This is a genomic window from Amycolatopsis thermalba (assembly GCF_003385215.1).
GTDB classification, from domain to species: Bacteria; Actinomycetota; Actinomycetes; order Mycobacteriales; family Pseudonocardiaceae; genus Amycolatopsis_E; species Amycolatopsis_E thermalba.
In genome coordinates this window covers 21,757-33,458 of sequence record NZ_PQHW01000078.1, presented here as the reverse complement: position 1 = coordinate 33,458, position 11,702 = coordinate 21,757, and the positions used below count along the sequence as shown (strand labels likewise).

10 protein-coding genes and 1 pseudogene are annotated in these 11,702 nt (G+C 70.1%); 6 read left to right on the top strand and 5 right to left on the bottom strand.

Annotated features, from left to right (window positions below; translation table 11 throughout):
- A partial coding sequence (locus D0D15_RS25825) for an IS3 family transposase (protein ID WP_115944797.1) occupies positions 1-809 on the top strand: 809 nt, incomplete at its 5' end.
- Positions 810-1,305: 496 nt separating this feature from the next.
- Here the strand turns inward: D0D15_RS25825 and D0D15_RS25820 are convergent.
- A pseudogene (locus D0D15_RS25820) lies at positions 1,306-2,490 on the bottom strand (S8 family peptidase); the annotation flags it as partial.
- A 186-nt stretch (positions 2,491-2,676) separates the two neighbouring features.
- On the opposite strand from D0D15_RS25820, the gene D0D15_RS25815 reads away from it, so the two are divergent.
- A complete protein-coding gene (locus D0D15_RS25815) occupies positions 2,677-3,606 on the top strand; it encodes a hypothetical protein (RefSeq protein ID WP_094008966.1) in 930 nt (309 codons plus the stop codon).
- Here the strand turns inward: D0D15_RS25815 and D0D15_RS25810 are convergent.
- Positions 3,542-4,642: an ABC transporter ATP-binding protein gene (locus tag D0D15_RS25810; protein ID WP_094008965.1), complete on the bottom strand. Its 1,101-nt coding sequence runs from the start codon at positions 4,640-4,642 to the stop codon at positions 3,542-3,544. The genes D0D15_RS25815 and D0D15_RS25810 overlap by 65 nt on opposite strands.
- Before the next feature lie 55 nt (positions 4,643-4,697).
- Positions 4,698-5,918, bottom strand: a complete 1,221-nt coding sequence (locus D0D15_RS25805; protein ID WP_240323383.1) for an NAD(P)-dependent malic enzyme — start codon at positions 5,916-5,918, stop codon at positions 4,698-4,700.
- Between the two features lie 338 nt (positions 5,919-6,256).
- Between D0D15_RS25805 and D0D15_RS25800 the strand changes: the two genes are divergently transcribed.
- Positions 6,257-6,859 (top strand): dTDP-4-dehydrorhamnose 3,5-epimerase family protein, encoded by a 603-nt coding sequence (locus D0D15_RS25800; protein WP_094008964.1) that lies wholly within the window; start codon positions 6,257-6,259, stop codon positions 6,857-6,859.
- A gap of 155 nt (positions 6,860-7,014) precedes the next feature.
- Here D0D15_RS25800 and D0D15_RS25795 read toward each other — a convergent pair whose 3' ends face one another.
- Entirely contained in the window at positions 7,015-8,613 is a 1,599-nt protein-coding gene (locus D0D15_RS25795) for a GMC oxidoreductase (RefSeq protein ID WP_094008963.1), read from the bottom strand.
- A gap of 124 nt (positions 8,614-8,737) precedes the next feature.
- Here D0D15_RS25795 and D0D15_RS25790 point away from each other — a divergent pair, with 124 nt between their 5' ends.
- Positions 8,738-9,382 (top strand): hypothetical protein, encoded by a 645-nt coding sequence (locus D0D15_RS25790; RefSeq protein ID WP_094008962.1) that lies wholly within the window; start codon positions 8,738-8,740, stop codon positions 9,380-9,382.
- Here the strand turns inward: D0D15_RS25790 and D0D15_RS25785 are convergent.
- On the bottom strand, positions 9,376-9,843 hold the full coding sequence (locus tag D0D15_RS25785) for a hotdog fold domain-containing protein (RefSeq protein WP_094008961.1): 468 nt from the start codon (positions 9,841-9,843) through the stop codon (positions 9,376-9,378). The genes D0D15_RS25790 and D0D15_RS25785 overlap by 7 nt on opposite strands.
- A gap of 58 nt (positions 9,844-9,901) precedes the next feature.
- Between D0D15_RS25785 and D0D15_RS25780 the strand changes: the two genes are divergently transcribed.
- A complete protein-coding gene (locus D0D15_RS25780) occupies positions 9,902-10,483 on the top strand; it encodes an acid phosphatase (protein ID WP_115944796.1) in 582 nt (193 codons plus the stop codon).
- Positions 10,484-10,579: 96 nt separating this feature from the next.
- The gene (locus D0D15_RS25775) at positions 10,580-11,686 is read left to right on the top strand and encodes a cobalamin-independent methionine synthase II family protein (RefSeq protein ID WP_094008959.1); all 1,107 of its coding nucleotides are present in this window, start codon (positions 10,580-10,582) and stop codon (positions 11,684-11,686) included.
- The last annotated feature ends 16 nt before the right edge of the window (positions 11,687-11,702 follow it).

Genomic DNA, 11,702 nt, shown 5'->3' with positions numbered 1-11,702 from the left:
GTGTGTCACGCTCGGGCTTCTACGACTGGGAGCGTCGCGCGGTCTCGGCGCAGGAACAGCGCCGGGGATTGTTGATCGAGCAGATTCGCGTGGTGTTCGCCGCCTCGAAGCGCACCTACGGCTATCGGCGCGTGCATGCCGAGCTGGTGCGCGGCGGCGTGCAGGTCGACGACGAGCTGGTGCGGCGGCTCATGCGCCAGGCGCGACTGTTTCCCGTGCAGGTCAAGCCCCGGCGCGGGCTGACCGTCGCCGACCGGGTTGCCGGCCCGATCCCTGACCTGGTCAGACGGAACTTCACCGCGTCGGCACCTGGGGAGAAACTGGTCGGCGATATCACGCAGCTCAACACCGGTGAAGGCGCACTCTTCCTGGCAACAGTGATCGACTGCTACTCGAAGAGCATCCTCGGATGGTCTGTGGATGAGCATTACGATGCGGAACTGGTGTGCACGGCGATGACGATGGCAGCGCACCGTATCCGACTGCCCGCCGGATCGATCTTCCACTCCGACCGCGGTAGCCAATATACCTCCTACAGTTTTGGGCGACTACTACGAGAAGAGAATGTTCGGCAATCAATGGGCCGCACCGGGATCTGTTTTGATAACGCTATGGCCGAGTCGTTCTTCGGGAAGTTGAAGACGGAGTGGATGCACCACCGACATTTCGCGACCAAGAAGGAGGCTCGCCGCGAGATCATCCGCTTCATCGAAGGCTTCTACAACACACGCCGACTACATTCAGCGCTGGGATATCGACCACCGATCGAAGTGCTCGACGAATGGTTCACCAATCAGCAGGTTGCGTGATACAGTCCGCTTGAGCCGCGTCCGAGATTCTCGGAGCACATCACTTTCCCGCCTTGACACGCCTGCTCGGCGACCAATACACACTCAAGGAGAGGGGGCGGGGGAGGTGGCACCCGAGGTGACCGTCCGGCGCCGTAGGCGCTCTCCGCCCGAGGGGCGTTGTCCGCCCGAAGGGCGGACTCTTCGCCTGCCCAACGTCACCTCTAAAGATCAAAAGATGTCCTCGCCGGACGGGCAGGCTCCGGGATGACGGGGAATGCAGTTCCCTCACCCCGGGCAGGTGGTCGCTGTGCGGTCATCCCGTCGCCTTCCGGTTTGTGCATATCACTTTGAGCCAGGCCCGCAAGGTTGGCATGTTCGGCCGCCGGTTGGCAGCGGAGGTTGCGGGCCTGGCTCAAAGTGATTGTTGCGGTGTCAGGCGACGGGATGACCACCCAGCTTCGTCGGGGTCAAAGATCAAGGGCACGGCGCTGGCGCGCCGCTTTTGCCCTTACGGGCCCGTGTAGAGCAGGACGTTCGGGCTGTTCGTGCCTGCGCTGGTCACCTTGCCCGTAGTTCCCGCTGTCACCAGTGCGTCGCGCACCTGCTGGGGGCTCGCCGAGGTGTGGGTGGCCAGGTAGAGCGCCGCGGCGCCCGCCACGTGCGGGGTTGCCATCGACGTGCCGCTGATCGTGTTCGTGGCGCTCGTGCTGCCGATCCAGGCCGACGTGATGCTGCTGCCGGGCGCGAAGATGTCCAGGCAGCTGCCGTAGTTCGAGTAGCTCGCCCGGGCGTCCGTGCTCGTCGTGGCGCCCACGGTGATCGCTGCCGCTACCCGCGACGGGGACGACGTGCAGGCGTTCGTGTTGCTGTTGCCCGCCGCGACGGCGTACGTCACGCCCGCCGCGATGGATGCCTTCACCGCGTTGTCCACCGCCGTCGACACCGGGCCGCCCAGGCTCATGTTCGCCACCGCGGGCTTCACCGCGTTCTGGGTGACCCACTCGATCCCGGCGATCACCTGGTCGTAGCTGCCCGAACCCTGGCAGTCGAGCACCCGCACCGCGGTCAGCTGCACCCCCTTCGCCACACCGTACGCCGAGCCACCGACAGTTCCGGCGACGTGCGTGCCGTGCCCGTTGCAGTCACTGGCGTTCGAGTCGTTGTCGACGAAGTCGTACCCGGACTTCGCGCGGCCACCGAAATCGCTGTGGGACAGGTTGATGCCGGTGTCGATGATGTAGGCGTGCACGTTCGACGCGGTCGTCGAGTAGTTGTACGCCCTGTTCAGCGGCAGGTTCCGCTGGTCGACGCGGTCCAGGCCCCACGACGGCGGGTTCGTCTGCGTGGCGGCGATCGTGACGCGCCGGTTCTGCTCCACGAACGCCACCGACGGATCGGCCGCCACCCGCTTGGCCTGCGACTCGCTCATCGTGGCCGAGTAGCCGTGCAGCGCGTGGGAGAACGTCTGCCGCACCGTGCCGCCCAGCTTGCCGGTCACCTGGCTGACCAGCGACGACACCGGTGACGAGGATTCCTTGAACACCACGATGTAGCTGTCGGGGATCGCGCCGGCCGCACCCGCGCCGACGATCGACCCCTCCTGGGCCGAAGCGGGAGCGGTGAACCCGACGGTCGCGACCGCCGCGGCCGCGAGCGCCACACCGAACGATCTGGCCTTGGCGAGCAGGGATTTGGACATGGATCCTCCTTGGCAGGGCCGGTGCGCCGGGCTGGGGATTCGCCCACCGCACCGCAAGGGGTGAGACTTTTTCACGGTAGGACCGCGTCACCGCCCCGCGGAAGGACTGGCACCCGGGTGGCTCCCGGCGAAAGTAGGACGGACCGGTGACCCGGCGTGGGAAACTGCTCCCCTGGGGGTGACGAGATGCGCAAGCTCCGGTGGTTGGTCCTGTTCCCGTTCGTGGTCTACCTCTACGGCCCGTTCTGGCTGGCCCGCAAGCTCTTCGGCCCCTACGAGCTGCTGAACCTGTTCAAGTTCTCCACCAAGGCCCTGCCGTCGGCGCTCCGGCCCGACGACGCGCTCGGCCAGGCCGTGGACGTGGCGCTGGAACGGGTCCTCACCACCCGGGCGCTCGTCGCCGCCGGTCTGCTCGCCCTGGTGCTGCGCTTCGCGGTGGACCCGCGCGGCGCGGTCCAGCACCTGGACGAGGCGTTCGACGACGCGCTGACCGACGGGTTCTTCGTGCTGATCATCGCGCCGATCGCGGTCGTGTTCCTGGTCCCCCTGCTCGTCGCGATCTCCCGTGAGCGCACCGAAACGGCGCGGGCCGGCCTCTGGCCGGTCGGGGTGGGCGTCTTCGGGTTCGCCCTGCTGTGCGCGTTCTTCGAGGTGCCGGTGCCGCCGGTGCGCGACGCGGTCCGCGCGGTGATCCGCTTCGTGACGTTCGACAGCTTCCCCATGCCGCTGATCGACCTGGAGGTCGAGCGGCTGCACCCGCTCGCCGGGGCGGCCCTCGTCTGGCTCCTGCTGTTCGTCGTCGGCGTCGCCTACCTCGCGCACCGCAACGGCCTGGCCCGCCGCGGGTTCCGGCAGCGGCGCCGTCTGGCCGTGCTCGCGCCACTGGTGTCGGTCGTCGTGGTGTGGACGACGCTCATCTGCAAGTTCGCCTGGGACTTCCCCGGTTTCGCCGGGCTGTCCGGGTGGCGCCTGGCGGTGATCGCCTACTCGACCCCGGTCGCGGCGACCCTCGTCGCCACCTACGAGCTGCGGCAGCTCGCGCGTGAGGAGATCACCCTCCGGCAGCCGGTGTTGCGGGAGCCTCCTCGATCACATCCAGCACCTGCCGCGCGGTGACCGCGCCGACGGCCTTGCCCGTCTCGTCCACCACGACGCCCAGCCCGGCCGGCGACGACAGCGCCGCGTCCAGCGCGCCCCGCACCGGGGTGCCGCGCCGGTAGAGCGAACCACCGGCGACCAGGTCCGACTCGGTCAGCGCACCGTCCACAGTGGAACCCGGCCGCAGCCACCCGCGCGGTTCGCCGGAGTCGTTCACCGCGAGCAGCCACTCCTCCGTCGGCCCGGAAACGTCGTCGCCCAGCGAAACCGTGGCAACCGAGCGCACTTCCACGCCCGCCGAGTCCACAAAAGACAGTCCACGGTAGCCGCGGTCACGCCCCACGAAGGACGCCACGAAGTCGTCCACCGGGTGCCGCAGCACGTCGGCCGGCGTGCCGTACTGCGCGAGCCGCCCGCCGACGCGCATCACGGCCACCTTGTCGCCCAGCCGCACGGCCTCGTCGATGTCGTGGGTGACGAACACGATCGTCTTGCCCAGCTGGGACTGCAGCCGCAACAGCTCGTCCTGCAGCCCCTCCCGCACGATCGGGTCCACAGCGGAGAACGGCTCGTCCATCAGCAGCACCGGCGCGTCCGCGGCCAGCGCCCGCGCGACCCCGACCCGCTGCCGCTGACCACCGGAGAGCTGCGCCGGGTAGCGCTTGCCCAGCTCGGCGGGCAGACCGACGATCTCCAGCAGCTCGGCCGCCCGGTCGCGGGCCTTCCGCTTGCCCCACCCGGACAGCACCGGCACGGTCGCGACGTTGTCCAGCACCGTCCGATGGGGAAACAGCCCGGCGTTCTGGATCACGTACCCGATGCCGCGCCGCAGCACCGGCGGATCCGACTCGCGGATGTCCTTGCCGTCGAGCAGGACCCGGCCCGAGGTCGGCTCGACCATGCGGTTGATCATCCGCAACGAGGTCGTCTTCCCGCAGCCCGACGGCCCGACGAACACCGTGATGGTGCCGTCCTCGACCGTCAGGCTCAGGTCGTCGACGGCGAGCGTGCCGTCCGGGTAGCGCTTGGTCACGCCGTCGAACTCGATCAACACGCCCTCCCAGCGAAAGCCTTCCCGGGACGCGCTTCCGCGCCCCGGGAAGTCCAGCTTAGCCGGTGACGCCGTCCTCGATCGCCGCCTTCGCCACGGCGGCGGCGACCTCGGGGGCGACGCGCGGGTCGAGCGGGCTGGGCACGATGCGGTCCGGACCCAGGTCGTCCTGCGCGACGGCGACGATCGCCTCGGCGGCGGCCAGCTTCATGTTCTCGGTGATCGCCCGCGCGCCGGCGTCCAGCGCGCCCCGGAACACGCCGGGGAAGGCGAGCACGTTGTTGATCTGGTTCGGGAAGTCGCTGCGCCCGGTCGCCACGATCGCCGCGTACTCGGCGGCCGCGCGCGGGTGGACCTCCGGGTCCGGGTTGGACAGAGCGAACACGATCGGGTCATCGGCCATGCCGGCCAGCAGCTCCGGCTCGATCGTCGACCCGGACAGCCCGAGGTAGACGTCCGCGCCGCGCAGCGCCTCGGCCAGGCCGCCGCGCAGCCCCGCCTTGTTGGTGGTCTGGGCCAGCTTCTCCTTGACCGGGTTCAGCCCGTCCCGGCCGGAGTGGATGATGCCGCGCGAGTCCAGCACCGTGACGTCCGCGACACCGGCCTCCTGCAGGATCTTCGCGCACGCCACCCCCGCGGCACCGGCGCCGGAGATGACCACCCGCTGCTGCGCGATGTCGCGGTCGAGCACCAGGTTCGCGCCACGCAGCGCGGCCAGCGTCACGATCGCCGTGCCGTGCTGGTCGTCGTGCATGACCGGGCAGTCCAGCGCCTCCTTGAGCTTGTCCTCCAGCTCGAAGCAGCGCGGCGCGGAGATGTCCTCGAGGTTGACCGCGCCGTAGGACGGGCGCAGCCGCACCAGCGTCTCGACGATCTCGTCGACGTCCTTGGTGTCCAGCACCAGCGGGATCGAGTCCAGCCCGCCGAAGGTCTTGAAGAGCACGGACTTGCCCTCCATGACCGGCAGCGACGCGCTCGCGCCGATGTCGCCCAGCCCGAGCACCGCGGTGCCGTCGCTGACGACGACCACCAGCCGGTGCGCCCACGTGTAGCGCTCGGCCAGCTCGGCGTTCTCGGCGATGGCGCGGCTGGCCTTGGCGACCCCCGGCGTGTACGCGATGGAGAGGTCGCGCGGCTGCGAGATGGGCCGCGTCGCCGCCACCGACAGCTTGCCGCCCTCGTGCCCGCGGAAGATCTCGTCGTCGGTCACCGGCGAATCGTCGGTACCCGTCGGCGGCACTGCCTCGGCCGCCGTGCTCTTGCTGACCTCGTCGTCCATCGATGTTCCTGTCCTCGTATCAGAGGTCTGAGCGTAGGTCATGGAAAAGAATCCCTCCCGGGACCGTGTGCGGGGACACTGCCCCATCCCCCAGTGGCGTGGTTGTCTCGCAGCTCGGTAGCCCGGGCGCGGTGGCGCCGGCAGCCGGCTCGGCGTCCGTCTCGGCCGTGCGGAGCCCTTGGTGAGGCGACGGCCGCGGACGCGGCGGTCCCCCCAGTGTTGCAGGCCGCCCACGGGTTGTGATGCCGAGGTGCGGTTGATGTCACAAAAAGGGGAGGTCACCGGGGTGATAGCAAGACGTCCGTCCGGCTTGGTTGGTGCCCGATAGGGTTTCGGGTATGGAGGTTCGCCAGCTCGCCGTCCCCGACGCCTACGAGTTCACGCCCAGGTCGTTCCCAGACCACCGCGGCCTGTTCGTCGCGCCGTTCCAGGAGGCGGCGCTCGTCGAGGCGATCGGGCACCCGCTGCACGTGGCGCAGACGAACCACAGCGTGTCCCGGCGGGGGACGATCCGGGGAGTGCATTTCGCCGACACCCCGCCCGGCCAGGCGAAGTACGTCTACTGCCCGCGCGGCGCGCTGCTCGACGTGGTGGTGGACCTGCGGGTCGGCTCGCCGGCGTTCGGCACCTGGGACGCGGTCCGGCTCGATTCGGTGGACTACCGCGCGGTCTACATCGCCGAGGGCCTCGGGCACGCGTTCGTCGCGCTCGAGGAGGACACGGTGATGGCGTACCTGTGCTCGACCGGGTACAACCCGTCCGGCGAGCGCGGGATCACGCCGCTGGACCCCGAGCTGGACCTCCCGTGGCCGTCCGGCCTCACCCCGATCCTGTCCGAAAAGGACGAAGCGGCCCCGGCACTCGCCGAGGCCGCCGCCGCCGGACTGCTACCGGCCTACGCCGACTGCGTCGCCCACTACGAGAAGCTCCGCGCGGGCTAGAAGTCCTCCGCCAGCACGCGGACGAGGTCGCGGTGGGCCGTCAACCGGCCCGCCCCGGGGGCTCAGCCGCACGGAGCGCATCAGCTGAGCGCGGCGGTTGCCTGACGGGCGGGGCCGCACCCCGCGCCACCACACAAGCCGCCCCGAAACACACCCTAGAAATCCTCCGCCAGCACGCGGGCGATGTTGCGCTCGGCCAGGGCGGTGATCGTCACGAACGGGTTCACGCCCGTGCTGCCGGGGATCAGCGAGCCGTCGGTGACGTAGAGGTTGCGGTAGCCCTTCACGCGCCCGTACAGGTCCGTGGCCTTGCCCAGCACCAGCCCGCCCAGCGGGTGGTAGGTGAACCGGTTCTCGAACGCGCGGGTGTCGCCGAACAGGTCGTACCGGTAGATCGTCCCGTTCGCCGAGTTGATCTTGTCGAACAGGTTCTTCGCGGCGTCGATCGACGGCTGGCCCTGCGCGACGTCCCATTGCAGCACCGCCCGGTCGGCGCCGGGGTCGTAGGAGAACCACCCGCGCTCCGGGTTCTTCGTGATCGCCAGGTACAGGCTCGCCCAGGTCTCCAGCCCGGCCGGCACCGGCGCGATCTCGGCGAACACCGGGTGCACCGGGTCGTCCCAGGCGTCGATGCCCAGCGCCGGCATACCGGACTCGAGGGCGCCCACCGGGTCCCACACGTGGTTGGCCCGGCCCAGCATCACGTTGCCGTTGGTGCCCCAGCCCTGGCCGACGTCCTCGCCGAGGTCCGGCAGCTTGCCGGTGTCGCGCGCCCGCACCAGCAGCTCGGTCGACCCGAGGCTGCCCGCGCCGAGGAACAGGTACTTGGCGCCGAGCTGGCGCACGCCGAGCACGTTGCCCTCGGCGTCGATCCGCCGCACGGTCAGCGTGTAGGTGCCGTCCTGCTGCTGGGCGATGTCGCGGACCTCGGTCAGCGTCTGGATGGTCACGTTGCCGGTGCCCAGCGCGGCGGCCAGGTAGGTCTTGTCCAGCGAGCGCTTGCCGTGGTTGTTGCCGTAGATGACCTCCGAGGCCAGCGCCGAGCGCGGCACCTCGCCGGCCTCCTCGCGGCGCATGTAGTCGAAGTCGTAGACGCTGGGCACGAACGTCGTCTTCAGCCCGGTCTTGTGCGCGTGCTTGCGGGACACGCGCGCGAACTGGTAGCAGTCACAGGTCTCGAACCAGTCCGGGTCGATGTCGTTGACGCCCAGCATCGAGTTCGCGAGCGGGTAGTACCTGCCGTACATCTCGTCGGCGTCGACCTCGGGCAGGATCTCCTCGAAGTACCAGCGCTTCGGCGTCACGGCCATCGCGCCGTTGACCAGCGAGCCGCCGCCGACCCCGCGGCCGACGTAGACCGACATGTCGCCGAAGTGCACGCGGTCCAGCACGCCCGCGTACGGGTCGATGTTCCGGTTGGCCAGGTCGAGCCACAGGAACGAGGCCAGCGGCGCCTCCGTGCGGCTCTTGAACCACGACGACCGGCGGTCCGGGCTGAGCATGTCCGAAAAGATCTTGCCGTCCTCGCCCGGCGTGTTCCACAGCTGGCCCATCTCCAGCATGAGGGTCGGGATGCCGGCCGCACCCAGCCGGAGCGCCGTGACGGCGGCGCCGTAGCCGGTGCCGACGACGACGGCCGGCGAGTAGTCGGGGGCCGCCGAGGCGGAGGTCCGGGTCGAGATCGTGGTCAGTCCGAGCGTGGCGGCGGAGCTGAGCGCGGTCAGGCCGAGGAACCGGCGTCGAGACAGAGACATACGCGAACCATATTCGGATTAGAGCGGTAAACGGTGTTAAGTTCACCCTAGTGGACCAATGTCAGGGTGCGGTCCGGGATCTTCCGGATACTGTCCGAAGCCCTGGCCGGACAGGATTTCGATCATGAAGATCGCACTCGCCGCGGCCGCCGTCGCCGCCCTCGCCCTGACCGTCGCCGCCGCCATCCCGGCCCACGCCGCGGAGAACACCTTCGCCGACTGCCCGGCCCTGCCCGCCGGCGCCGACCCCGGCCAGTGGCGCTGCGAGGTGCTCTACTCGACCGCGACGATGTCCTTCGGCGACGTCCGGAACCTCCCGCTGGGCCCGATGCGCCTCACCTTCGCCGAGGGGCAGCTCAACGGCCGGTACGCGCAGGTGTTCGGCGCGCTGAGATCCGAACCGGTCGCCGTGCCCGGGCTCCCGCACGCCACCGTGCGGTTCGGCTACGGCGGCCACTCCGACTTCCTGTCCAACGACCAGCGCAAGGGCGAGATCGATCTCGTCGCCGAGTTCGACGCGCCCTACCTGCCCCGCGACTGCGCGACCGGCGTCATCCACTCCGTGCTGCAGGCCGACGGGCCCACGGAGGTCGTCTCCACCGATCCGCTGACGCTGCGGTTCGCCACCCACGACGACACCCTGGCCGTGCCCGGGACGCGGAACTGCGGCCCACTGGGCCGGGTGGTGGACCACCGGCTGGGCCTGCCCGCCGCGTCCGGGACGAACTCCTACACGCAGACGACCACGGTCCGCCTGCGCGACTACTGACGCTTCGGCGTCACCCAGATCGTGATGGTGGCGGTGACGACGGGCTTCCCGCTCCGGTCGGAGATCACGACCGGCACGGGCAGCTCGACGCCCTCGTCGCCGAACTCCGGGATCTCCGGCAGCTCGGCGACCGCCCGCAGGCTCGTCTCCGCCTTGGCGACGTACCGCACGGTCATGCCCTTGGGCAGCCACCGGTGCGTCGCGGGCAGGGTCGACTCGGCGAGCATGCCCATCGCGATTTCCGCGAGGTTGCATGCCGCGATCGCGTGAAAGGTGCCGATGTGGTTGTGAACACCCCACCACTTCGGCGCGCGCACCGCGCAGTAGCCCGGACGCAGCTCCGTCACGGTCGGCAGCACCGAGCCGAAATAGGGCACACGCAGGCAGATCGCGGTCGAGAACAGTCGTTTGCCGCCGGGCAGCGCGCTCAGGCGCTGCCACAGCGAGTAGGTCGAAGCCACCGGCACCTCCAATGTTACTGACCGGTAGCAAAGCAGACCGGTGGCTATATTCGCAAACGTGGACCACGAGCTCTTCCTCTTCCGCCACGGGCAGACCGAGTGGTCGGTGAACGGCAGGCACACCGGCCGCACCGACATCCCGCTCACCCCGGCCGGGGAGAACCAGGCGCGCGCCGCCGGACTGACCCTGCAGACGCTGCGCAAGGGCCCCGCCCTGGTGCTGACCAGCCCGCGGCAGGTCGCGGTGCGCACGGCCGAGCTGGCCGGGCTGCGGATCGACGAGCGGACCGAGGACCTGGCCGAGTGGGACTACGGCGACTACGAGGGCGTCACCACGCCGGAGATCCGCAAGACCGTGCCCGGCTGGACGGTGTGGACGCACGAGATGCCCGGCGGGGAGACCGTCGAGCAGGTGACCGCCCGCGCCGACGCCCTGCTGGAGCGGGTGCGCGTGGCGCTGGCCGACACCGAGGTGATCCTGGTGGGCCACGGCCACTTCAGCCGGGTGCTGATCGCGCGCTGGATCGGGCTGCCCGCCACCGCCGGCGTCCACTTCGGACTGGACCCGGCCGGGGTCACCGTGCTGGGTGACGAGCGCGGCGAGCCGAAGATCGAGCACCTGAACATCCCGCCGTCCTGACCGTAGCGATCCCGTACCGCCCGCGCGGCCAGCTCGCTTGAAACGAGGTCAACGAGGACAGTCCGGCGTCATCCGCTTCGCTTAACGTTCCTCGCCATGAACTCCTTCGCGCGGGCCACCCACGTCGGCAGCCTCCTCCGGCCGCCGCGTCTGCTGAAGGCGCGGGCCGACCACGCGGCGGGCCGGCTCGACGACGCCGGGCTGCGGCGCGTCGAGCAGGAATCGATCCTGGTGGCGCTGTCGGTGCAGCAGGACAGCGGCATCGGCGTGCACACCGACGGCGAGTACCTGCGCACGGATTTCATGAGCCGGCTCACCGAGCACGTGGACGGTTTCGCCGCGCAGGCGCCGTCGCTGGAATGGCAGTCCGGCGACCACGCCGAGGAGGACAGCAGCATCCTCCGGCTGATCGGGGGCAAGCTGGCCTACCGCGAACGGTTCACCGACCGCGAAGCCGCGTTCCTCGCCGCGCACGCGCCCGGCCCGTTCAAGATCTCCATCCCGGAGGTCACGAACTTCGTGGTCGCCAACTGGGACCCGCGGGTCAGCGGCCCCCACTACCCGAGCCGGGCCGACATCGTCGACGACCTGGCGGCCGTCCTGCTGCAGGAAGCCGCGGCGCTCGCCGAGGACGGCGTCCGGCACGTCCAGATCGACGCGCCGTGCTTCATCGCCTTCGCCAACCCGCGCATCCTCGCGCTCCTGGAGTCGGAGGGCATCGACGCGCGTGTCCTGTTGCGACGCTGCATCGAAGCCGACGCGGCGGTCGTCCGGCTGCTGCGCGACCGCGGCGTCACGGTCGGCATGCACATCTGCCGCGGCAACTACCGCGGCCAGTGGTTCAACGAAGGCTTCTACGACGACATCGCGGCGGACGTGTTCGGCGGCATCCCGGTGGACCACTGGCTGCTGGAGTACGACACCGAACGGGCGGGCACCTTCGAGCCGCTGCGCCACGTGCCCGGCGGCGTGCGGGTCGTGCTGGGCCTGATCACGACGAAGACCGGCGAGCTGGAGGACCCCGACGACCTCGCGCGGCGCGTGGACGAGGCGGCGCGGATCGTGCCGCTGGCGGACCTGGCCGTCAGCCCGCAGTGCGGCTTCGCCTCGGAGGTGCGGGGGAATCCGCTGACCTGGGACGATCAGCGCCGGAAGCTGGACCTGACGGTTTCGGTGGCGCAGCGGGTCTGGGGCGCGGACTGAGTCTGGCAGGATCGGG

Coding starts and splice junctions, on each gene's coding strand:
- D0D15_RS25815 (WP_094008966.1), top strand. CDS start 2,677: ATGCGCAAGCTCCGGTGGTTGGTCCTGTTCCCGTTCGTGGTCTACCTC.
- D0D15_RS25805 (WP_240323383.1), bottom strand. CDS start 5,918: ATGGACGACGAGGTCAGCAAGAGCACGGCGGCCGAGGCAGTGCCGCCG.
- D0D15_RS25800 (WP_094008964.1), top strand. CDS start 6,257: ATGGAGGTTCGCCAGCTCGCCGTCCCCGACGCCTACGAGTTCACGCCC.
- D0D15_RS25795 (WP_094008963.1), bottom strand. CDS start 8,613: ATGTCTCTGTCTCGACGCCGGTTCCTCGGCCTGACCGCGCTCAGCTCC.
- D0D15_RS25790 (WP_094008962.1), top strand. CDS start 8,738: ATGAAGATCGCACTCGCCGCGGCCGCCGTCGCCGCCCTCGCCCTGACC.
- D0D15_RS25775 (WP_094008959.1), top strand. CDS start 10,580: ATGAACTCCTTCGCGCGGGCCACCCACGTCGGCAGCCTCCTCCGGCCG.